The sequence below is a fragment of the Pseudomonas yamanorum genome (genome assembly GCF_900105735.1).
Lineage (GTDB): Bacteria > Pseudomonadota > Gammaproteobacteria > Pseudomonadales > Pseudomonadaceae > Aquipseudomonas > Aquipseudomonas yamanorum.
This window is the reverse complement of the sequence record NZ_LT629793.1, coordinates 4,004,442-4,026,095: the sequence shown is the minus strand read 5'-3', so window position 1 is coordinate 4,026,095 and position 21,654 is coordinate 4,004,442. Positions and strand designations below refer to the sequence as shown.

The 21,654-nt window shown below is 61.6% G+C and carries 18 protein-coding genes and 1 pseudogene; 10 read left to right on the top strand and 9 right to left on the bottom strand.

Annotation, left to right across the window (positions count from 1 at the left end; translation table 11 throughout):
• Positions 1-111: 111 nt before the first annotated feature.
• From BLU46_RS18930 to bioB, 7 genes are all read right to left on the bottom strand, one after another.
• Positions 112-1,917 (bottom strand): phenylacyl-CoA dehydrogenase, encoded by a 1,806-nt coding sequence (locus BLU46_RS18930; RefSeq protein WP_003211060.1) that lies wholly within the window; start codon positions 1,915-1,917, stop codon positions 112-114.
• A gap of 337 nt (positions 1,918-2,254) precedes the next feature.
• Positions 2,255-2,536: a pyrroloquinoline quinone biosynthesis protein PqqE gene (locus BLU46_RS18925; protein WP_093204363.1), complete on the bottom strand. Its 282-nt coding sequence runs from the start codon at positions 2,534-2,536 to the stop codon at positions 2,255-2,257.
• Between the two features lie 107 nt (positions 2,537-2,643).
• A complete protein-coding gene (bioD, locus tag BLU46_RS18920) occupies positions 2,644-3,324 on the bottom strand; it encodes a dethiobiotin synthase (protein ID WP_063026711.1) in 681 nt (226 codons plus the stop codon).
• Positions 3,321-4,130 (bottom strand): malonyl-ACP O-methyltransferase BioC, encoded by an 810-nt coding sequence (gene bioC, locus BLU46_RS18915; protein WP_093204358.1) that lies wholly within the window; start codon positions 4,128-4,130, stop codon positions 3,321-3,323. The genes bioD and bioC overlap by 4 nt, the downstream gene beginning before the upstream one ends.
• Positions 4,123-4,854: an alpha/beta fold hydrolase gene (locus BLU46_RS18910; RefSeq protein ID WP_093204354.1), complete on the bottom strand. Its 732-nt coding sequence runs from the start codon at positions 4,852-4,854 to the stop codon at positions 4,123-4,125. Before BLU46_RS18910 ends, bioC begins: the two co-directional genes overlap by 8 nt.
• Positions 4,847-6,025 carry an 8-amino-7-oxononanoate synthase gene (bioF, locus tag BLU46_RS18905; protein WP_093204349.1) on the bottom strand — a complete coding sequence of 393 codons (1,179 nt, stop codon included), beginning with the start codon at positions 6,023-6,025 and terminating at the stop codon, positions 4,847-4,849. Before bioF ends, BLU46_RS18910 begins: the two co-directional genes overlap by 8 nt.
• A 155-nt stretch (positions 6,026-6,180) precedes the next feature.
• Positions 6,181-7,236, bottom strand: coding sequence for a biotin synthase BioB (gene bioB / locus BLU46_RS18900; protein WP_063026704.1), 1,056 nt, complete (start codon positions 7,234-7,236; stop codon positions 6,181-6,183).
• Positions 7,237-7,326: 90 nt separating this feature from the next.
• Between bioB and BLU46_RS18895 the strand changes: the two genes are divergently transcribed.
• The 5 genes from BLU46_RS18895 to rarD all read left to right on the top strand — a co-directional run bounded on the left by BLU46_RS18895 (position 7,327) and on the right by rarD (position 13,001).
• Positions 7,327-8,064 (top strand): ComF family protein, encoded by a 738-nt coding sequence (locus BLU46_RS18895; protein WP_093204345.1) that lies wholly within the window; start codon positions 7,327-7,329, stop codon positions 8,062-8,064.
• Between the two features lie 57 nt (positions 8,065-8,121).
• Complete coding sequence (locus BLU46_RS18890; protein WP_093204342.1) at positions 8,122-8,886, top strand: TOBE domain-containing protein; 765 nt, start codon at positions 8,122-8,124, stop codon at positions 8,884-8,886.
• A gap of 71 nt (positions 8,887-8,957) precedes the next feature.
• Positions 8,958-10,856: a PhoX family protein gene (locus BLU46_RS18885; protein WP_093204339.1), complete on the top strand. Its 1,899-nt coding sequence runs from the start codon at positions 8,958-8,960 to the stop codon at positions 10,854-10,856.
• Positions 10,857-11,034: 178 nt separating this feature from the next.
• Positions 11,035-12,009 (top strand): serine/threonine protein kinase, encoded by a 975-nt coding sequence (locus BLU46_RS18880; protein WP_093204336.1) that lies wholly within the window; start codon positions 11,035-11,037, stop codon positions 12,007-12,009.
• Between the two features lie 107 nt (positions 12,010-12,116).
• Positions 12,117-13,001 (top strand): EamA family transporter RarD, encoded by an 885-nt coding sequence (gene rarD / locus BLU46_RS18875; protein WP_063026696.1) that lies wholly within the window; start codon positions 12,117-12,119, stop codon positions 12,999-13,001.
• A gap of 222 nt (positions 13,002-13,223) precedes the next feature.
• On the opposite strand, the gene BLU46_RS18870 is transcribed toward rarD, so the two are convergent.
• Entirely contained in the window at positions 13,224-13,742 is a 519-nt protein-coding gene (locus BLU46_RS18870; protein ID WP_093204332.1) for a glycine cleavage system protein R, read from the bottom strand.
• Between the two features lie 484 nt (positions 13,743-14,226).
• Between BLU46_RS18870 and BLU46_RS18860 the strand changes: the two genes are divergently transcribed.
• Entirely contained in the window at positions 14,227-16,404 is a 2,178-nt protein-coding gene (locus tag BLU46_RS18860; protein WP_093204325.1) for a malate synthase G, read from the top strand.
• 159 nt (positions 16,405-16,563) lie between these two features.
• On the opposite strand, the pseudogene BLU46_RS18855 reads toward BLU46_RS18860, so the two are convergent.
• Positions 16,564-17,004, bottom strand: a pseudogene (locus tag BLU46_RS18855) (response regulator); the annotation flags it as partial.
• Positions 17,005-17,250: 246 nt separating this feature from the next.
• Between BLU46_RS18855 and BLU46_RS18850 the strand changes: the two are divergent.
• The 4 genes from BLU46_RS18850 (at position 17,251) to BLU46_RS18835 (ending at position 21,622) form a co-directional block, all read left to right on the top strand.
• Complete coding sequence (locus tag BLU46_RS18850) at positions 17,251-19,173, top strand: putative nucleotidyltransferase substrate binding domain-containing protein (RefSeq protein WP_172834543.1); 1,923 nt, start codon at positions 17,251-17,253, stop codon at positions 19,171-19,173.
• Entirely contained in the window at positions 19,170-19,877 is a 708-nt protein-coding gene (locus tag BLU46_RS18845) for a 3'-5' exonuclease (protein WP_093204316.1), read from the top strand. Before BLU46_RS18850 ends, BLU46_RS18845 begins: the two co-directional genes overlap by 4 nt.
• 261 nt (positions 19,878-20,138) lie before the next feature.
• Positions 20,139-20,657, top strand: coding sequence for an RNA polymerase sigma factor (locus tag BLU46_RS18840; RefSeq protein ID WP_010167452.1), 519 nt, complete (start codon positions 20,139-20,141; stop codon positions 20,655-20,657).
• Complete coding sequence (locus BLU46_RS18835; protein WP_093204313.1) at positions 20,654-21,622, top strand: FecR domain-containing protein; 969 nt, start codon at positions 20,654-20,656, stop codon at positions 21,620-21,622. The genes BLU46_RS18840 and BLU46_RS18835 overlap by 4 nt, the downstream gene beginning before the upstream one ends.
• Positions 21,623-21,654 lie beyond the last annotated feature (32 nt).

The window sequence follows — 21,654 nt, the reverse complement described above, 5'->3', positions numbered from 1 at the left end:
TGGAGCGGGACGCAGAGCATCCCAGGCTGCATTCCCACGCGGAGCATGGGAACGAAAAAAAAGCCGCCGCTCCCTAAGGAGCGGCGGCTTTTGAAATGAACCCGCCGAGGCTTAGTAGCCCAGGTCGAAGTTCTCTTCTTTCATGTCCATCAGGTTGTTGGCGCCCGACAGCATGGTTGCAACGTGGGTGCGGGTACGCGGCAGGATGCGCTGGAAGTAGAAGCGCGCAGTCTGCAGCTTGGCGGTGTAGAAACCTTCTTCGGTGGTGCCGGCAGCCAGTTTCTCGGCGGCCAGGCGGGCCATGTCAGCCCAGAAGTAGGCCAGGCAGGCGTAGCCGGAGTACATCAGGTAATCCACCGAGGCGGCACCGACTTCTTCACGGTCTTTCATGGCCGCCATGCCGACCTTCATGGTCAACTCGCCCCACTCTTTGTTCAGTGCCGCCAGCGGTGCAACGAATTCCTGTACCGCTTCGTTGCCTTCGTTGGCCTGGCAGAACTTGTGGACGATCTTGGTGAAGCCCTTCAGCGCTTCGCCTTGGGTCATCAGCACTTTACGGCCCAGCAGGTCGAGGGCCTGGATACCAGTGGTGCCTTCGTACAGCATCGAAATGCGGCTGTCGCGAACGTTCTGCTCCATGCCCCACTCGGCGATGAAGCCGTGGCCGCCGTAGATTTGCACGCCGTGGTTGGCGGATTCAAAACCGACTTCGGTCATGAACGCCTTGGCAATCGGGGTCATGAACGCCAGCAGTGCGTCAGCCTGTTTCTTGGCTTCGTCGTCGGTGCCGTACTTGACCACGTCAACCTGCTTGGCGGTGAAGTACACCATCGCGCGGTTGCCTTCGGCGAAGGCTTTCATGGTCAGCAGCATGCGGCGCACGTCAGGGTGCACGATGATCGGGTCGGCAGCCTTGTCCGGTGCTTTCGGGCCAGTCAGGGAGCGCATTTGCAGGCGGTCGCGAGCGTATTTCAGGCCGCCCTGGAAGCCGATTTCAGCGTGGGACAGACCTTGCAGCGCGGTACCCAGGCGAGCGGTGTTCATAAAGGTGAACATGCAGTTCAGGCCTTTGTTCGCCGGGCCGATCAGGAAACCGGTGGCCGCGTCGAAGTTCATCACGCAGGTAGCGTTGCCGTGGATGCCCATCTTGTGCTCCAGGGAACCACAGGACACGGCATTGCGCTCGCCAATCGAACCGTCGGCGTTCGGTACGAACTTCGGAACGATGAACAGCGAAATGCCTTTGGTGCCAGCCGGTGCGTCCGGCAGGCGGGCCAGCACGATGTGGACGATGTTGTCGGCCATGTCGTGTTCGCCGGCCGAGATGAAGATCTTGGTGCCGGAAACCTTGTAGGAGCCATCAGCCTGAGGCTCGGCCTTGGTGCGCAGCATGCCCAGATCGGTGCCGCAGTGCGGTTCGGTCAGGCACATGGTGCCGGTCCACTCGCCCGACACCAGTTTGGTCAGGTAAGCCTCTTGCTGTTCCGGGGTGCCGTGCTCGGAAATGGTGTTCATCGCGCCGTGCGACAAGCCCGGGTACATGCCCCACGACCAGTTGGCTTCGCCGACCATTTCGCTGACTGCCAGGCCCAGGGACTCCGGCAGGCCTTGGCCACCGTGCGCCACGTCGTGGGCCAGGCTTGGCCAGCCGCCTTCAACGAACTGTTTGTAGGCTTCTTTGAAACCGGTAGGGGTTTTAACGCCTGACTCGCTCCAGGTGCAACCTTCGATGTCACCCACGCGGTTCAGCGGTGCCAGTACCTGCTCACAGAACTTGGCGCCTTCTTCGAGAATAGCGTCAACCATGTCCGGGGTAGCGTCCTGGCAAGCCGGCAGACTCTGATAGTGCGCTTCATAGCCGAGCAGTTCGTCACGAACGAAGCGAATATCACGCAAGGGGGCCTTGTAGTCAGGCATAGCGATAAACCTCTGCTGATGTATCTGGGATGAACAACCGCGTGGATTGTTGTAGCGGTCAAACAGTTGTTTGAAACATACGTTTACGACCTATCCTTGTCAAGCGTCGTGCAAATGCCGTTTGTCATGACGCAGGTCAACGTCAGGCACGGCAAGGCCTGCAGCGAAATGCCGCATGACGATTCAGGGGGAAAAAGATTATTGAGCGGTGAAGATCAATGTGGGAGCTGGCTTGCCTGCGATGCGGGCGCCGCGGTGTATCAGGAGGATCGAGGTGACGCTATCGCAGGCAAGCCAGCTCCCACAGAGAAGCCAGCTCGCACGATAAGAGGGGGGGTTATGCGTAAGTATCGATCAACGTGCCGAGCATTTCGTCGGAAGCCTTGGCCACTTTGGCGCCCAGCTCGACCTGGAACTTGCCTTGGGCCATCTCGACCATATTGCTCGCCGAGTTGCTGGCCTGATTGGCATCTACCGAACGCAAACGATCATTTTGCGCGTCCGAAGGCTGGGTAGTGGCGGCGCTGGCGATCTTGCCGGCGGCCTGGTCGACAAGGTTCTGCCCGGTCTGAATGGCGCTCAGTCCCGAGTAAAACGCACTGCTACCAGAGATTTCCATGGCGTGAACCTGCCTGAAAGAGAATCGTGAAACCTCATTGAAGCAGACATACCGGCAAAAGGCCCGTTAAAAACACTAATGGCATAATGCCTTATTGATAGGCAAAACTAGTCAAGCAGGTCCAGTTGCAAGTACTCGGCGACCGCTTCGGCGCTGGGATGCTTGAGCTTGGGCACCCTTCCCAGGCATGGCGCGGGGAGTCGCTCAGCCAGGGTTGCAAGGTTCTCTTCCAGACGAGAGGTCTTGGGATCGATGATATTGGCTACCCAACCCGCCAGCGGCAAACCGTCCCGGGCGATGGCTTCGGCGGTCAGCAACGCGTGACTGATACAACCCAGTCGCACCCCCACCACCAGGATCACCGGCAGCTTCAGCGCCTGGGCCAGGTCCGACAGATTGTCCTGATCCGCCAAGGGCACACGCCAACCGCCGGCGCCTTCAATCAAGGTGAAGTCTGCCTGCTTGGCCAGCACATGCTGCATCGGCTTCAACAACGACTGCACCGTCAGTGCCACACCGGCTTCGCGGGCTGCCAGATGCGGCGCGATGGCCGGCTCGAACGCCACCGGATTGACCTCGGCATAGGTCAAGGGCAGTGAACATTGCGCCAACAACGCCAGGGCATCCGAATTGCGCAGACCTTTGGGGGTCAGTTGGCACCCCGAGGCTACCGGTTTGCCCGCTGCCGTGCTTTTGCCCGCTTGCCGCGCGGCATGCAGCAGGCCGGCAGCGATGGTGGTCTTGCCGACGTCGGTGTCGGTCCCCGTGATGAAGTAAGCGGCATTCATAGAGGTTTCTCCAGGACGGCGTACACCACTTGATAAGTCGCCGGCAGGCCTTGGGCCTGGCGGAACTGCTCGTAGGCTTGCACCAGTGCAACAATCCGCGCCCGGCCCGTCAAGCCTCCGGGGCGCCCCGGGTTCAGATTGTGCGCACCCAATGCCTTCAGTTCGTGGGTCAGGCTGCGCACGTCGGGGTAGTGCAACACGTGGGGACACTGCTCCAGGCTGCGCACCCGCAAACCACTGGCTGCGCACAGTTGCTCATAAGCACTGAACGGCCGGAAGCGGTTCACGTGAACCATCCCATCCGCCGCGCGCCAGCTTTCGCGCAACTCATCCAGCGTACCTACGCAGAGACTGGCAAACGCCAGCACGCCACCCGGCTGCAACACCCGCCGCGCTTCGCTGAGTACTGCCGCAAAATCCGAACACCACTGCACGGCGAGGCTCGAATAGATCAGCCCGCAACTGGCATCCTGCAATGGCAAGCGCTCGGCATCCCCGGCGATAAAATGTTGCGCGCCACCCAAGGGCCGGGCGTGGTTGAGCATGCCCTCGGCGATATCCAGGGCCAAACCCTGGCTATCCGGAAATGACTGGCCCAACACACGACTGAAATAGCCCGTGCCACTGCCCAGGTCCAGCCAGCGTTGTGGAGAAAGACCTTCGGGCAAACGCCGCAACAGCTCGCTGCCCACCGCACGCTGCAACTCGGCAACACTGTCGTAACTGGCGGCTGCGCGGGAAAAGGAGGCCGCTACCTGGCGCTTGTCTGGCAAGCCGCCGGGTAGCACATGGGACAAATCAGTCATCACCGCACTCATGCAAAAAAGCCTGGATGGCCCCCGCCACACCGTGGGGGTCCTCCAGTAGAAAAGCGTGACCGGCCTGTTCAATCAGGCCGATTTCAACATCGGGCAACAAGGTCAGCAGGTCGCTGGCCGCCTCGGCCGGCACCAGGTCGTCCATGCCGGCAAACAGGTGCAACTGTGGGCCACGAAAGGCCAGCAACGCCTCACGGGTATCCAGTTGAGCGAGTAACTCAAGGCCATTCATCAGGACCGGGGACAGCGTATTCGGCGCCCCGCTGACCAACAAGCGCGCCAGCCCGCGAGGGTCTTCCGCGCCCTTGGCGCACAACAGGCCGAAGCGCTTGAGCGTGACCTGGGAATCGGCATTGCACCCGGCGAGAAACGCATCGAAGGTTTCGCCGGGCATTGCGCTCGGCCAGCCGTCATGGGCGACAAAACAGGGGTTGCTGGCCAAGGTCACCAGGCCACAGCAACGATCGCCCCGGCGAGCTGCAAGCTCCGAAGCCAGCATCCCGCCGAGGGACCAGCCGCCCAGCCAGGCGTTGTCCGGGAGGCTGGCGTCCAGCTCGTCCAGCCATTCGTCGAGGTCCGCGCCAGCCAGCGCCGGCAAGGGTTCGATATGCACCCGCAGGTGTTCATCCAGCCCTTGCAGCGCCGCCGCCAGCGGTTCCAGCGGCGAGATGCCGAGGCCCCAGCCAGGCAGCAATATCAGTCGATCACGCATGGTCGGGCTCCTGGCCTAACAAGCGGAAACACTCTTCCAATGCGTTTAACAATAGCTGCACCTGGGCTTCACTGTGGGCCGCCGTCAGGGTTACCCGCAGGCGAGCGCTGCCGGCGGGCACGGTTGGCGGACGGATCGCAGTCACCATCAGCCCACGCTCGCGCAGCATCTGCGACAAACGCACGGCACGGGCACTGTCGCCAATCATGATCGGCTGGATCGGCGTGAAACTGTCCATCAGCTCCAGGCCAATCTGCTCGGCGCCCTGGCGGAACTGGCGGATCAACCCGTTGAGATGCTCACGCCGCCAATGCTCGGTACGCAGCAATTCCAGGCTTTTCAGCGTGGCGCAGGCCAATGCCGGCGGTTGGCTGGTGGTGTAGATATACGGGCGGGCGAACTGGATCAGGCTTTCGATCAGCTCTTCGCTGCCCGCGACAAACGCGCCGGCAGTACCGAAGGCTTTGCCCAGAGTGCCCACCAACACCGGAACGTCTTCCTGGCTCAAACCGAAATGCTCGACGATCCCACCACCCTTGGCGCCCAAAGGCCCGAAGCCATGGGCGTCATCCACCATCAGCCATGCGCCCTTGGCTCGGGCTTCACGGGCCAGTGCCGGCAGGTCAGCCAGGTCGCCGTCCATGCTGAACACGCCATCGGTGACCACCAGCGTATTGCCGGTGGCTTTCTCCAGGCGCTTGGCCAGGCTGGCCGCTTCGTTGTGCAGGTAACGATTGAAGCGCGCCCCGGAGAGCAAACCGGCATCCAGCAATGAGGCATGATTGAGACGGTCTTCCAGCACCGTATCGCCCTGACCCACCAGCGCCGTGACGGCTCCGAGGTTGGCCATGTAACCGGTGGTGAACAGCAGCGCCCGCGGGCGGCCAGTCAGGTCGGCCAAGGCTTCTTCCAGTTCATGGTGCGGCGTGCTGTGGCCAATCACCAGATGCGAAGCACCGCCACCGACACCCCAACGCGCCGCGCCCGCGCGCCAGGCTTCAATCACTTGCGGGTGATTGGCCAGGCCCAGGTAATCGTTGTTGCAGAACGCCAGCAACGGCTGGCCATCGACCACCACGTCAGGGCCTTGAGGGCTCTGCAGCAGTGGACGTTGGCGATAAAGGTGTTCGGCACGACGAGCCGCAAGACGCGCGGCGAGATCGAAAGACATGCAGACCTCGGTTAAGCAGGCTAAACGCGGTCAACCCTGTGGGAGCTGGCTTGCCTGCGATTGCGACGACACATTCAACATCAATGTGTCTGACAGACCGCTATCGCAGGCAAGCCAGCTCCCACACTGGATCGCACTTCGGCAGGAGAAATGGCTTAAACAGCCGCGTTATAGAACTGCTCGCTGCTCTTCTGCTCCACCAGCGCCTGCTCGATCGCCGCCTGGTGCACTTCGTCGGCGTGCTCTTCGCGAGCCTCCGGCAAGATGCCCAGGCGCGAGAACAGTTGCATGTCCTTGTCCGCCTGCGGGTTGGCGGTGGTCAGCAGTTTGTCGCCGTAGAAAATCGAGTTGGCACCGGCAAAAAACGCCAGGGCCTGCATCTGCTCGTTCATCGCCTCACGCCCGGCCGACAGCCGCACATGGGACTGCGGCATCAGGATGCGCGCCACTGCCAGCATACGGATGAAGTCGAACGGGTCGATGTCGTCGGCGTTTTCCAGCGGCGTACCGGCGACTTTCACCAGCATGTTGATCGGCACCGATTCCGGATGCTCCGGCAGGTTGGCCAGCTGGATCAGCAGGTTGGCGCGGTCGTCCAGGGACTCGCCCATGCCGAGGATGCCGCCGGAGCAGATCTTCATCCCCGAATCACGCACGTACGCCAGGGTTTGCAGGCGCTCAGCGTAGGTACGGGTGGTGATGATCGAACCGTAGAACTCCGGCGACGTGTCGAGGTTGTGGTTGTAGTAATCGAGGCCAGCCTGGGCCAGGGCTTCGGTCTGGTCCTGGTCGAGGCGACCGAGGGTCATGCAGGTTTCCAGGCCCATGGCTTTCACGCCTTTGACCATCTCCAGCACGTAGGGCATGTCTTTGGCCGACGGGTGTTTCCAGGCGGCGCCCATGCAGAAACGGGTCGAGCCGATGGCCTTGGCGCGGGCGGCCTCTTCGAGGACCTTCTGCACTTCCATCAGCTTCTCTTTTTCCAGGCCCGTGTTGTAGTGGCCCGACTGCGGACAATATTTGCAATCTTCCGGGCAGGCGCCGGTCTTGATCGACAGCAGCGTGGAAACCTGGACGCGGTTGGCGTCGAAATGCGCGCGGTGCACGGTCTGCGCCTGGAACAACAGGTCGTTGAAAGGCTGGACAAACAGCGCTTTGACTTCGGCTAAAGACCAATCGTGACGCAGGTTGGCAGTGATGCTGGCGCTCATGGGCGATTCCTTGATTATGCTTTGGCAAGCCCTGCGGACAGTAATACCCACAGGCACGACACGGATGCTCGGCATATTTAAGGAAGATTCATGCACTGTCAACTTGAGAAGAAACACGAGGTTTACATCTGGTTAAAAAGCAACCAAATCTGTTTGATCTGTGATGAAAGCAGCGAAACGGCCCATTCCATCTGCAACACCTGCGAAACCGAACTGCCTTGGTTGATGGATCAATGCGAAGTGTGCGCGCTGCCATTGCCCATGTCAGGCCTGGTGTGTGGCCAATGTCTGAAGCGACCACCGGCGTTTAAACAGGTGGTTGCCCCCTGGATCTACAGCTTTCCCATCGACAGCTTGATCAGCCGCTTCAAGCATCAGGCCCGATGGCCGCTGGGCCATTTGCTCGCGCACCTGCTGGGGCAGTTTCTGCAACACCGTTATGACGATGCGCAGCTGACGCGCCCCGACTGCCTGCTACCCGTGCCCTTGGCTCGCAAACGCCTGCGGGAACGGGGTTACAACCAGTCAGCCATGCTCGCGCGCTGGCTGAGCAAGGACCTGAATATCCCCTACGATGAGCACCTGCTGTTACGGCCTCATGAAACGGTGGCGCAACAGGACCTGGACGCCAGGACCCGCCAGCGCAACCTGCTCCAGGCCTTTGCCTTGGCGGACGGTGCGCAAGTCAACGGCCGGCACCTGGCGCTGATCGATGACGTACTGACTACCGGCGCCACCGCCAACAGCCTGGCCAGCCTATTGACGGACGCCGGCGCCCGACAGGTGGATGTGTATTGCCTGGCACGCACGCCCAAGCCCGGCACATGACTTGACTCTCAGACGCCCTGCCCGCAACGTCTGCCCATTCCATCGAAGCGTGTCCCCATGTCCCTGCCTACCCTCTTGAGCCAACACATCGTCCGTCGCCCCCAGCGCATTGCGCTGCTGCAACACATTGCCGAGCAGGGCTCCATCACCCGCGCGGCAAAGAGTGCGGGCTTGAGCTACAAGGCAGCGTGGGACGCCATCGACGAGTTGAACAACCTGGCGCAAAAGCCCTTGGTGGAACGCAGTGTCGGCGGCAAGGGCGGTGGCGGCGCCAAGCTGACGGAGGAAGGCGAACGGGTGTTGCGCCTCTACCAGCGTCTGCAAGTGCTGCAAGCCCAGGTGCTGGATTCCGCCGAAGACGCCAGCGACTTCAACCTGTTGGGCCGCCTGATGCTGCGCACCAGCGCGCGCAACCAGTTGCACGGCAAGGTCATGGCCATCGACAGCCATGGCCGCAACGACCTGATTCGCCTGGAACTGGCCGGCGGGCTGAGCCTGGATGCACAGATCACCCACGACAGCACCTTGCATCTGGAGCTGGAGATCGGCACCGAAGTGGTGGCCCTGATCAAGGCTGGCTGGCTGGAAGTGCTGGCCGTCTCGCAGTCAGCAACACCAGGACACAATTGCTTGGAAGGAAAAATCGAGGCGATTCTCGACGCCGAAGACGGCCCCAGCGAGGTCCGTATCACTCTGCCCAATGGCCAGGTTTTGTGTGCCCTGGCCCGGCCCGACGCACTTGCGCAGATCAGTGCCGCCGAAGGCGTGCAGGTGAAGGTGCAGTTCTCCCCCAGCAACGTGCTGCTGGGCACCCCGGTGTAACGCTTCAAACTGCAACAATTTCGTCACGACCGCTCCTTAAGGTGTCTGCAAAAACCCGCAGGGAGCCTGAAATGAGCCTATTAGAAGAAAACCAAGCCACCGATCTGGAACAGATGGTCGGCCTCACCCGCCGGCGTTTTATCGGTGCCGGCGCCCTGTGCGGTGCCGCGATGTTCCTCGGCGGCAACCTGCTGACCCGCAGTGCCCTGGCGGTCAACGCCGCGTCGAACAGCCCATTGCTGGGTTTCACCAGCATCGCCGCAGCCACCAGCGACACCATCACCCTGCCGCCCGGCTACAGCGCCTCGGTACTGATCAGCTGGGGCCAGCCACTGCACAAAAACGCGCCGGCCTTCGACCCCAGCGGCAACGGCACCGCCAAGGCCCAGGAACAACAGTTCGGCGACAACAACGACGGCATGAGCCTGTTTGCTTTCCCCGGTGACGACAACCGCGCGCTGATGGCGATCAACAACGAATACACCAACTATCGCTACCTCTACGCCCACGGCGGCGCGCCGCAATCGGCGGAAGACGTGCGCAAGGCGCTGGCCAGCGAAGGGGTGTCGGTGATCGAAGTGCGGCGCAAAGGCGACACCTGGCAGTTCGTCCAGGACTCGCGCTACAACCGGCGCATCCACGGCAACTCGCCGATCCGCTTCGGTGGCCCCGCAGCGGGCCATGCCTGGCTGAAAACCAGCGCCGACAAAACCGGCAAAAAAGTCCTCGGCACCTTCCAGAATTGCGCCAACGGCAAGACCCCGTGGGGCACCTACCTGACCTGCGAAGAGAACTTCACCGATTGCTTCGGCAGCAGCAACCCGCAACAAACCTTCGACGCCGGGCAGAAACGCTACGGCGTGGTGGCCGCCAGCAAAGACATCAACTGGCACCCCCACGACCCGCGCTTCGACATGGCCAAGAACCCCAACGAACTCAACCGCCATGGCTGGGTGGTGGAAATCGACCCGTTCGACCCGCAATCCACACCGGTCAAACGCACCGCCCTGGGTCGCTTCAAGCACGAAAACGCCGCCCTGGCGGAAACCCGCGACGGCCGCGCCGTGGTGTACATGGGCGACGACGAACGCGGCGAGTTCATCTACAAGTTCATCAGCCGCGACAAGATCAATCACAAGAACCCCAAGGCCAACAAAGACCTGCTGGACCACGGCACCTTGTATGTGGCGATTTTCGACGCAGGCGACGGCAATGCCGACCATCCCAAGGGCCAGGGCCAATGGGTCGAACTGACCCACGGCAAGAACGGCATCGACGCCAACAGCGGTTTTGCCAGCCAGGCCGAAGTGCTGATCCACGCACGCCTGGCCGCCAGCGTGGTGAAAGCCACCCGCATGGACCGCCCGGAATGGATCGTGGTCAGCCCCACTGACGGCCAGGTGTATTGCACCCTGACCAACAACGCCAAGCGCGGCGAAGACGGCCAGCCGGTCGGCGGCCCGAACCCCCGGGAGAAAAACGTCTACGGGCAGATCCTTCGCTGGAAGGCCAACGCCAACGACCATGGCGCGCCGGATTTCAGCTGGGACCTGTTTGTGGTGGCCGGCAACCCGGCGGTGCATGCCGGAACGCCCAAGGGCGGCTCGTCCAACATCAACCCGCAGAACATGTTCAACAGCCCGGATGGGCTGGGTTTCGACAAGGCCGGGCGGTTGTGGATCCTGACCGATGGCGACTACAGCAACGGCGGCGACTTTGCCGGGATGGGTAATAACCAGATGCTGTGTGCCGACCCGTCGACCGGAGAGATTCGGCGGTTCATGGTGGGGCCGGTGGCGTGTGAAGTGACCGGGATCAGCTTCTCGCCGGACCAGAAAACCCTGTTTGTGGGGATTCAGCATCCGGGGGAAACCGGTGGTTCGACCTGGCCGGAGCACCTGCCGAATGGCAAGCCACGGTCGTCGGTGATGGCGATTCGTCGGGATGATGGCGGGATCGTCGGCGCCTGATAAGGCCTCTTCGCGAGCAAGCCCGCTCCCACATTAAACCGAGTCCCGGCTTTGGAATGCGGTCAAATGTGGGAGCGGGCTTGCTCGCGAAGGCATCAGAACAGTCACCACCTATCCAACCCTGGGTGCGTTACCATACCCGGCCGGACGCGGCGCCCTGCTGCGCGCAGGAGTTCGCATGGCACACCCGTTTGAAACACTGACCCCTGACCTGGTGCTCGACGCTGTCGAAAGCACCGGTTTCCTCAGCGACGCCCGCATCCTCGCGCTCAACAGCTACGAAAACCGTGTCTACCAGGTCGGCATCGAAGACTCCGAGCCCTTGATCGCCAAGTTCTACCGGCCACAGCGCTGGACCAACGAAGCGATCCTCGAAGAACACAGCTTCACCTTCGAACTGGCCGAGTGCGACGTGCCGGTGGTGGCGCCGATGATTCACAACGGCGAAAGCCTGTTCGAACACGCCGGCTTCCGCTTCACCCTGTTCCCGCGCCGGGGTGGCCGCGCGCCGGAGCCGGGCAACCTCGATCAGTTGTATCGCCTGGGCCAACTGCTCGGGCGCCTGCACGCGGTCGGTTCCACCCGCCCCTTCGAACACCGCGAAGCCCTGGGCGTGAAAAATTTCGGTCACGACTCCCTGAACACCCTGCTGGAAGGCAACTTCATTCCTCGCAGCCTGCTGCCAGCCTACGAGTCCGTGGCCCGCGACCTGCTCAAGCGTGTGGAAGAGGTCTACAAGGCCACGCCCCACAAGAACATCCGCATGCACGGCGATTGCCACCCCGGCAACATGATGTGCCGCGACGAGATGTTCCACATCGTCGACCTCGATGACTGCCGCATGGGCCCTGCCGTTCAGGACCTGTGGATGATGCTCGCCGGTGACCGCCAGGAATGCCTGGGGCAGCTGTCGGAATTGATGGACGGCTACCAGGAATTCCACGACTTCGACCCACGCGAACTGGCCCTGATCGAACCGCTGCGCGCCCTGCGCCTGATGCACTACAGCGCCTGGCTCGCGCGGCGCTGGGACGACCCGGCGTTCCCCCATAGCTTCCCGTGGTTCGGCAGCGAACGTTACTGGGGCGACCAGGTGCTGGCGTTGCGCGAGCAGTTGTCGGCGCTCAACGAAGAACCGTTGAAGCTGTTCTGATCACTACCGTCTGGGCCCTGACCTTGGGCCCTACACTTTCAACACACATCCCCTGACAAATATCCTTACAATCGCGGCTTTGTTAGCTGCCTAAGCAAGGATTCTGCATGCAAGCCGCCAACCCCCGTCGCGGATACATATTGGGCCTGAGTGCCTACGTCATCTGGGGCCTGTTCCCGATCTACTTCAAAGCCATCGCCAGCGTTCCCGCCGCAGAAATCATCGTCAACCGTGTGCTGTGGTCGGCACTGTTCGGCAGTTTGCTGCTGATGGTCTGGAAACACCCGGGCTGGCTCCGAGAACTGCGGGACAACCCCAAGCGCCTGGCAATCCTGGCCCTCAGCGGCACCTTGATCGCGGCCAACTGGCTGACCTATGTGTGGTCGGTGAACAGTGGCCGCATGCTCGAGGCCAGTCTCGGTTACTACATCAACCCGCTGGTGAACGTGCTGCTGGGCATGGTGATCCTGGGCGAGCGCCTGCGCCGCCTGCAATGGGTGGCCGTGGGCCTGGCAGCAGTGGGCGTGGCGCAACAGGTGTGGCAGGTCGGCAGCTTGCCGTGGGTGTCCCTGGTACTGGCAGCCACCTTTGGTTTCTACGGTTTGATTCGCAAGCAGGCGCCGGTCAAGGCATTGCCCGGGCTGGTGGTGGAAACCTGGATGCTGGTGCCGATTGCCATTGCTTGGCTACTGTTCAACCCGTCTGCCCACAGTGCACAGATGGAATTCTGGGGCACCTCCGAAGCGTGGTGGCTGGTGGCCGCTGGCCCGGTGACACTGATCCCGCTGGTGTGTTTCAACGCCGCCGCGCGGCATTTGCCCTACACCGCCCTGGGCTTCCTGCAATACGTTGCGCCGACACTGGTGCTGCTGGAAGCGGTGCTGCTGTTCAATGAACATCTGGCGCCGGCCACGTTGATCGCTTTCTGCTTTATCTGGGCCGGCCTGGTGGTTTACAGCCTCGACGCCTGGCTGACCGTGCGGAAAAACTGATCAAATAACGTACAGGCTCCTGCAAGCTACAGCCGGCGTGGCTTGCAGGCATTCACCCCAAGGTTATCCACAGCCTGATCCCCGGCGTTTGTGCACAAGCCCTTGAAACTGCTCGTTTTTTGCTCAGCCGGCGAAGAGCCGCGGCCCGCCTGGGCTGGACGCGGGGCTCTACAGGTTATCCACAGGCCCATGCAAGATTTCCATGCATAACCTTGTGGGCAACTATTCCTCGCTGCGCAGCTCCAGTTCCACCATCAGGTCGTCTGCCAGGGTTTCCAATGCCGCCTGCAAGATCTCCAGTGGCAGCGTCAACGGCACCGCCAACAAGGCTTCGGCGTGGAACAGCAGGTCGCTGCTCATCGGTGCCGGTCGCACGTCGGTGATCAAGCGCTCCAGGTTGACGCCCTGCTTGCTGAGCAGCGCGGTGATGTCGCGAACAATCCCCGGCCGGTCATTGCCCACCAACGCCATCGCGATCGGTTGCGACTCACTGGCGGCGACCGAACTGCTTTCGCCCTGCAGCACGCGAATGCCATGGGTGGACAAGTCTTCCAGCGCCCCAATCAAATCCAGACGATTTTCCGCCGGCACGCTCACCCGCAAGATCCCGGCAAACTGCCCAGCCATATGCGCCATGCGGCTTTCCAGCCAGTTGCCGCCATGGGACGCGATGCATTGGGCGATGCGTTCGACCACGCCGGGTTTGTCCGGGGCGATGACAGTCAGTACGAGATGGTCCATGGTGTGGTCCTCTTCTTATGATTCTTTAGGAGCGAGCTTGCTCGCGAAGAACGTGAGAGCACCGTTGGGTGTCAGGCATCCCGCGTTATCGTTAACGATCTTCGCGAGCAAGCTCGCTCCTACAAGGTGGACGCAGGCGCCCGCGAAAACAAATCGTGTACCATTTTTATATTTATCTGGAACAATCCAATAGTTTTTTGAGAACATCCCGTACCCCACTGTGACCGTACGACCAAAGTGGGTCGCTAAACGACGTATTTAGTCTAATTTTCACAACCGCAACTCATCATGTAGTATGCCCAATCGCGCACTACATAACGTTAGGTCGATGTCTGCCAAGGCAACCACGCACCGCGACGCAGCCCGCCCAGCCGCCTTCAACGGCATGTACTGGTGCGGCATGTTCGCGGTTTACATGGCCAGAGGCTTCATTGGTAAATTGAAAAGCTGAAAAGCGCATAAGCTCCGCAGAGTGAGGCAAGCAATGACTGAACACGTTCAAGTCGGTGGCCTGCAGGTCGCCAAAGTCCTGTTCGACTTCGTGAACAACGAAGCCATTCCTGGTACCGGCATTACCGCCGACCAGTTCTGGGCCGGTGCCGACAAGGTCATCCACGACCTGGCGCCGAAGAACAAAGCCCTACTCGCCAAACGCGACGATTTTCAAGCGCGGATCGACACCTGGCACCAGGCCCACGCCGGCCAGGCCCACGACGCGGTGGCCTACAAAGCCTTCCTTCAAGATATCGGATACCTGCTGCCAGAAGCTGCGGATTTCCAGGCCTCGACCCAAAACGTCGACGAAGAAATTGCCCACATGGCCGGCCCGCAGCTGGTAGTGCCGGTGATGAACGCCCGTTTCGCCCTCAACGCTTCGAATGCGCGCTGGGGCTCCCTGTATGACGCGCTGTATGGCACCGACGCCATCAGCGAAGCCGACGGCGCCGAAAAGGGCAAAGGCTACAACAAGGTGCGTGGCGACAAGGTCATCGCCTTCGCCCGCGCTTTCCTTGACGAAGCCGCGCCATTGGCTGCCGGCAGCCACGTGGACTCCACTGGCTACAAGATCGTCGACGGCAAGCTGGTGGTCAGCCTCAAGGGCGGCAGCAACAGCGGCCTGCGCAGCGATGCGCAACTGATCGGCTACCAGGGCGACGCTGCCAAGCCGACTGCCGTCCTGCTCAAGCACAATGGCCTGCACTTCGAAATCCAGATCGACGCCAGCACCCCGGTCGGCCAGACCGACGCCGCCGGCGTGAAAGACGTGCTGATGGAAGCCGCCCTGACCACCATCATGGACTGCGAAGACTCCGTCGCTGCCGTCGATGCCGATGACAAGGTGGTGATCTACCGCAACTGGCTCGGCCTGATGAAGGGCGACCTGTCGGAAGAAGTCGCCAAGGGTGGCAAGACTTTCACCCGCACCATGAACGCCGACCGCGTCTACACCGGTGCCGACGGCAAGGAAGTGACCCTGCACGGTCGTTCGCTGCTGTTCGTGCGCAACGTTGGCCACTTGATGACCATCGACGCCATCCTCGACAAAGACGGCAACGAAGTGCCGGAAGGCATTCTCGACGGCCTGCTCACCAGCCTGGCGGCGATCCACAGCCTCAACGGCAACACCAGCCGCAAGAACAGCCGCACCGGTTCGGTGTACATCGTTAAGCCGAAGATGCATGGCCCAGAAGAAGCCGCGTTCACCAACGAGCTGTTCGGCCGCATCGAAGACGTGCTGAACCTGCCACGCAACACCCTCAAAGTCGGGATCATGGACGAGGAGCGCCGCACCACGGTCAACCTCAAGGCCTGCATCAAGGCGGCCAGCGAGCGCGTGGTGTTTATCAACACCGGCTTCCTCGACCGTACCGGCGATGAAATCCACACCTCCATGGAGGCGGGCGCGATGGTGCGCAAGGCCGCCATGAAGGCTGAGAAATGGATCGGCGCCTACGAAAACTGGAACGTCGATATCGGCTTGAGCACCGGCCTGCAAGGCCGCGCACAAATCGGTAAAGGCATGTGGGCCATGCCCGACCTGATGGCCGCCATGCTCGAGCAGAAAATTGCTCACCCGCTGGCCGGCGCCAACACGGCATGGGTTCCTTCGCCAACGGCGGCTGCGCTGCACGCGCTGCACTACCACAAGGTTGACGTATTCGCCCGCCAGGCTGAGCTGGCCAAGCGCGAACGCGCGTCGGTCGACGATATCCTGACCATTCCTCTGGCCCAGAATACCGATTGGTCCGACGAAGAAATCCGCAACGAACTGGACAACAACGCCCAGGGCATCCTCGGTTACGTGGTGCGTTGGATCGACCAGGGCGTAGGTTGCTCGAAAGTGCCGGACATCAACGACGTCGGTCTGATGGAAGACCGCGCCACCCTGCGTATCTCCAGCCAGCATATTGCCAACTGGTTGCGCCATGGCATCGTCAATGAAGCCCAGGTGATGGAAAGCCTCAAGCGCATGGCGCCGGTGGTGGACCGTCAGAACGCCGGGGATGCGCTGTATCGCCCGCTGGCTCCGGATTTCGACAGCAACATCGCGTTCCAGGCGGCGGTGGAGTTGGTGATTGAAGGGACCAAGCAGCCGAACGGTTACACCGAGCCGGTGTTGCACCGCCGGCGTCGGGAGTTCAAGGCCAAGAATGGTCTGTGAGTAAGTGCTAGAAACGAAAAAGCCCTGATCGAAAGATCAGGGCTTTTTTGTGTGTGCTAAAAGCTATTTTTTCTTACTGATTGAGTGTTTCTGAGGCGTATGGGGACGATGCGGGGCAGGACGATACACCTTGTGGGGCTCGTCACTGCCTGGCGACGGGGCTATTCCCAACTCCCGCTTCACCATCTTCGCCAGCTTCACGCTATCAATGGGCTTGAGCAAAAAATCCACCACGCTCAAATGCATCGCATCAATAACGTCGGGCGCTTCAGCGTCCCCCGACATGATGATGATCGGCAGCGCCGCCCGGGTGGATTCGCGTACCTGGCGAATCAATTGCAACCCGTTGCTCGGTGCCATGCGCAGGTCAGTGATCAGTAAGCCAATGGAGCTGCTGGAGCTCAACAAGTCCCATGCCGCCTCACCGCTGTCGGCGGTCATGCAACGAATACCGTCCAAGCCAAGAATTTCTGCCAACAGTTCGCGCGCGTCCTTGTCGTCATCCACGATCAAAACCCGTTGTGGCGGTAAATCAGGCTCCTGCATAACCGCGCTCAGGGCCTCGCGCTCGGCGTCACTCAAAATATCGTGGTCGGACATACGTTTCTCGGCAGTTCTAAACAATCTCCCAGCACAGAAGTCAGACATCGCCGGAAGGGCGAACAATGTGCACTTCGTCGGAAAGTTTGCCTAGTGGGCGTTCTACGGGGTTTGGACGATATTCATGTAAGGTTTTTCCCTAGTCAGTGAGGGCGAATCGCTACCTAGACTTACGTCCAATGGGCACCCGCAGCGCAGGAGTCGACCATGGGGAACGATAACGACAAAAAAACTGCGGTCATAGGTATGAGTAAAGCTGATGCTTTCACACAAGCGGGGAAAACCGCTGTGTTGCAGAACATCCACGGCACCCTGCAATTCCTGCAACGCTTCCCGCCGTTCAACCAGATGGAGAACACCCACCTGGGGTTTCTGGTAGAGCAGTGCCAATTGCGCTTCTACGCCCCCGGCGAGAGCATCCTCAAGCCCTCTGGCGGGCCGGTGGAACACTTCTATATCGTCAAGCAGGGCCGCGTGGTCGGCGAGCGGCCGGATTCAGCCGAAACCACCTTTGAAATCACCACCGGTGAATGTTTTCCGCTGGCGGCCTTGCTGGGAGAACGGGCGACCCGCACCGAGCACAAAGCCGCCGAAGACACCTTCTGCCTGCAACTGAACAAGCCGGCCTTTATCAAGCTGTTCGCCCTTTCCAGCGCCTTCCGCGACTTCGCCTTGCGCGGGGTGAGCAGCCTGCTGGACCAGGTCAACCAGCAAGTCCAGCAAAAGGCCGTGGAAACCCTCGGCACGCAGTACTCGCTGAACACCCGCCTGGGCGAATTGGCCATGCGTCACCCGGTGACCTGCAGCCCGCTGACGCCGCTGCGTGAAGCGGTCACGCAAATGCACGAGCAGCAAGTGGGCAGCATCGTGATCGTCGACGAGCACAAGGCGCCCCTGGGGATTTTCACCCTGCGGGACCTGCGCCAGGTGGTGGCCGACGGCACCAGCGATTTCAGCCAGGGCATCGAGCGCCATATGACCCAGGCGCCGTTCTTTCTCACCCCGGACCACAGCGCCTTCGACGCTGCGATCGCGATGACCGAACGGCATATTGCCCACGTGTGCCTGGTCAAGGATCAGCGCCTGTGTGGCGTGGTGTCCGAGCGCGATCTGTTTTCCCTGCAACGGGTGGACCTGGTGCACTTGGCGCGCACCATTCGCAATGCGCCCAGGGTCGAAAACCTGGTGGCGATCCGTGGCGAAATCGGCCAGCTGGTGGAACGCATGCTGGCCCACGGTGCTTCGTCCACGCAGATCACCCACATCATCACCTTGCTCAATGACCACACGGTGTGCCGCGTCATCGAGTTGACCTTGGCTGACAAGGGCGACCCCGGCGTGCCGTTCAGTTGGTTGTGTTTCGGCAGCGAAGGCCGCCGCGAGCAGACGCTGTATACCGACCAGGACAACGGCATTCTGTTCGAAGCCAGGGACGCCGCCGAAGCCGCCGAGATTCGTGGCCGCCTGCTGCCCCTGGCACAGCAGATCAACCAGAGCCTGGCGCTGTGCGGCTTCACCCTGTGCAAGGGCAATATCATGGCCGGCAACCCTGAGCTGTGCCTGTCCCGAGCCGAATGGGCGCGGCGTTTTGCCGGGTTTATTCGCGAGGCAACGCCGGAGAACCTGCTGGGTTCGAGCATCTATTTTGATTTGCGGGTGGTCTGGGGCGATGAGCAAGGGTGCGAGCAATTGCGTCAGGGCATTCTCGACCAGGTGGCGGACAATCGTTTGTTCCAACGCATGCTGGCCGAAAACGCATTGCGCCAGCGCCCACCGGTGGGGCGTTTCCGGGATTTCGTGCTGACGCGAAAAGGCGCCGACAAGGCGACACTCGACCTCAAGGTGCAAGGCCTCACGCCCTTTGTCGACGGTGCTCGCCTGCTGGCATTGGCCAACGGGATCAGCGCCATCAACACCCTGGAGCGCTTGCGCCAGCTGGTGGCCAAGGAAGTCATCGAACGTCTCGACGGTGCGGCCTATGAAGAGGCCTACCACTTCATTCAACAAACCCGCATGCAGCAGCACCAACTGCAAACCCGCGAGAACCTGCCCTATTCCAACCGTGTCGACCCCGACAGCCTCAACCACCTGGACCGGCGCATCCTGCGTGAATCCCTGCGCCAGGCCCAACGCCTGCAAAGCAGTCTGACCTTGCGGTATCAGCTGTGAGCTTGTTTGGCTGGCTGCGCAAACCCAAACCTGGCCTGGACGCAGCGCAACAGCAGCGGGTTGAGCAATTGCCCAAGCCACGGGAGCTAGGGGACGGTTCGCTGCGAGACCAGCGCTGGGTAGTGGTGGACCTCGAAACCAGCGGCCTGAACCTCAATCGTGACCAAGTGCTTTCCATCGGCGCGGTGGTGATCGAAGACGGTGCTGTGGACTTCTCCCAGCTGTTCGAACGCACCCTGCAACGGGCCGAGACCAAGCTCAGCCCCAGTGTGCTGATCCACGGCCTGGGGCCCAGTGCCATCGCGGCGGGCAGTGATCCGGCTGAAGCGCTGATGGACTTCATGGAGTTTGTCGGCGACAGTCCGCTGCTGGCGTTTCATGCGCCCTTCGATCAACACATGCTGTGCCGGGCGCTCAAGGACAGCCTGGGCTATCGATTGAACCACCCGTTCCTGGACGTGGCCGACATCGCCCCGCTGCTGTGCCCTGATGCCAACATCCGCGAAGCGGGGCTGGATGACTGGATCACGCATTTCAAGCTGCAAGTGGGCGAGCGCCATCACGCCAGTGCGGACGCGTTGGCGACGGCGGAGTTGATGTTGATTTTGTTCAGCCGCGCACGGCAGCAACAGATCGACAGCCCGCACGCGTTACAACAGCGCCTGGGCCAATGGAAACGCCGCAAGCAAGCGCCCTCATTCTAAGTGTGGCGAGGGAGCTCGCTCCCGCCGGGGTGCGAAGCGCACCCAAAATCAGCCAACCCATTTCCAACTGAATAAAATGCACTGCCTGGATTACGACTGCTGCGCAGCGAGCGGGAGCAAGCTCCCTCGCCACAGCAAGCGGCATCATCATGATAGATATCATTACGCCGCCGCCCGACCAACGCCAATTGCACCCGCCTTACACCTCTGCCACAATCGCGAATAATTCTCGTTAGTTTAAACTTCCCGATCGGTGTCGCCTTGTCGTCCATCCAAAGTCCCCACAGTGAGCTTGTTGGCGCGTTATACCGCGACCATCGCAGCTGGCTGTTGGCGTGGCTGCGACGCAATGTGGCCTGCCCCAGCCGTGCCGAAGACCTGAGCCAGGACACCTTCATGCGCCTGCTGGGCCGTGAAGAACTGCGTGAGCCCCGCGAGCCGCGGGCATTTCTGGTGGCCATCGCCAAGGGTCTGCTGTTCGACTACTTCCGCCGCGCCGCGCTGGAACAGGCTTATCTCACCGAGCTGATGCTGATCCCGGAAAGCGAACACCCGTCCCCGGAAGAACAGCAATTGATCCTCGAAGACCTCAAGGCCATCGACCGCCTGCTGGGCAAACTCTCGAGCAAAGCCCGCGCGGCCTTCCTCTATAACCGCCTCGATGGCATGGGCCACGCCGAAATCGCCCAGCGTCTTGGGGTTTCCGTGCCTCGGGTACGGCAATACCTGGCTCAAGGCATTCGCCAGTGCTACATCGCCCTGTATGGCGAGCCGCTGTGAGCCCGGTCAGTTCCAAGCCGGTCTCGGCACGGGTGCTTGACGCCGCCATTGCCTGGCAACTGTCCCTCGATTCGGGCGACGGCAGCGCCGTGGAACAGGAAGAGTTCGCCAAATGGCTGGCCAGCAACGAAGAACACGCCCGGGCCTGGCGCCAACTGGGCATGCTCGATCAGCGTTTCAGTGTGGCCTCAGGCCCGGCCCGTGCGGCGTTGCTGCAATCGCGCGAAGGCATTCGCAAGCGCGTGCGCAAGCTCGGCAGCGGCCTGGCCAGTGTGGTGCTGGTATGCGGCCTGGTGCTCTTCGCCGGCCAGCGCTACGTGCCGCTCAACTATTGGCTGGCCGACCAGCGCACCGCCACCGGCGAACAGCGCACCCTGAAGCTGGCGGACGGCACGGTGATCAACCTCAATACCCACAGCGCCATCGACGTGCGCTTCGACGAAAAACGCCGGCTGATCGTGTTGCAGGAGGGCGAAATCCTCATCGAGACCGGCCACAACGACGCCCGCCCGTTTTTTGTCGAAACTCGCGAAGGCAGCCTGCGCGCCTTGGGTACGCGGTTTATCGTCAAGCGCGAAGACGACGGCACGCGCCTCAGCGTGTTGCAGTCTGCCGTCGGCGCGCAGCCTGAAGCGCTGCATCAGGAGCAGATCTTCAAGGAAGGTCAGCAAGTCCTGATGCGCCGCGACGGCCTCGGCCCGATGCTGGCTATCAGCCCCGGCACCGACGCCTGGACACGCGGCATGCTGGTGGTAGACAACGCGCGCCTCGGCGACGTGGTTGAGGAACTGAGCCGCTATCGCACCGGGTACCTGGGTGTGGATAAACACGTGGCCGACCTGCGGATCACCGGCAGCTTCCCGCTGCACGACACCAACCTGGCGCTGAATGCACTGCTGCCGACCTTGCCGGTGCAGATTCAACAACACACGCCGTGGTGGGTGACGGTGGCGCCCAAGCCGTAGGCTCCTGTGGTGCATAGGCCATTGTCATCGCA

Coding starts and splice junctions, on each gene's coding strand:
- BLU46_RS18890 (WP_093204342.1), top strand. CDS start 8,122: ATGTCCCTGCCTACCCTCTTGAGCCAACACATCGTCCGTCGCCCCCAG.
- BLU46_RS18895 (WP_093204345.1), top strand. CDS start 7,327: ATGCACTGTCAACTTGAGAAGAAACACGAGGTTTACATCTGGTTAAAA.
- rarD (WP_063026696.1), top strand. CDS start 12,117: ATGCAAGCCGCCAACCCCCGTCGCGGATACATATTGGGCCTGAGTGCC.
- bioC (WP_093204358.1), bottom strand. CDS start 4,130: ATGACTGATTTGTCCCATGTGCTACCCGGCGGCTTGCCAGACAAGCGC.
- BLU46_RS18880 (WP_093204336.1), top strand. CDS start 11,035: ATGGCACACCCGTTTGAAACACTGACCCCTGACCTGGTGCTCGACGCT.
- bioD (WP_063026711.1), bottom strand. CDS start 3,324: ATGAATGCCGCTTACTTCATCACGGGGACCGACACCGACGTCGGCAAG.
- bioB (WP_063026704.1), bottom strand. CDS start 7,236: ATGAGCGCCAGCATCACTGCCAACCTGCGTCACGATTGGTCTTTAGCC.
- bioF (WP_093204349.1), bottom strand. CDS start 6,025: ATGTCTTTCGATCTCGCCGCGCGTCTTGCGGCTCGTCGTGCCGAACAC.
- BLU46_RS18885 (WP_093204339.1), top strand. CDS start 8,958: ATGAGCCTATTAGAAGAAAACCAAGCCACCGATCTGGAACAGATGGTC.
- BLU46_RS18910 (WP_093204354.1), bottom strand. CDS start 4,854: ATGCGTGATCGACTGATATTGCTGCCTGGCTGGGGCCTCGGCATCTCG.
- BLU46_RS18860 (WP_093204325.1), top strand. CDS start 14,227: ATGACTGAACACGTTCAAGTCGGTGGCCTGCAGGTCGCCAAAGTCCTG.
- BLU46_RS18850 (WP_172834543.1), top strand. CDS start 17,251: ATGAGTAAAGCTGATGCTTTCACACAAGCGGGGAAAACCGCTGTGTTG.
- BLU46_RS18870 (WP_093204332.1), bottom strand. CDS start 13,742: ATGGACCATCTCGTACTGACTGTCATCGCCCCGGACAAACCCGGCGTG.
- BLU46_RS18930 (WP_003211060.1), bottom strand. CDS start 1,917: ATGCCTGACTACAAGGCCCCCTTGCGTGATATTCGCTTCGTTCGTGAC.
- BLU46_RS18925 (WP_093204363.1), bottom strand. CDS start 2,536: ATGGAAATCTCTGGTAGCAGTGCGTTTTACTCGGGACTGAGCGCCATT.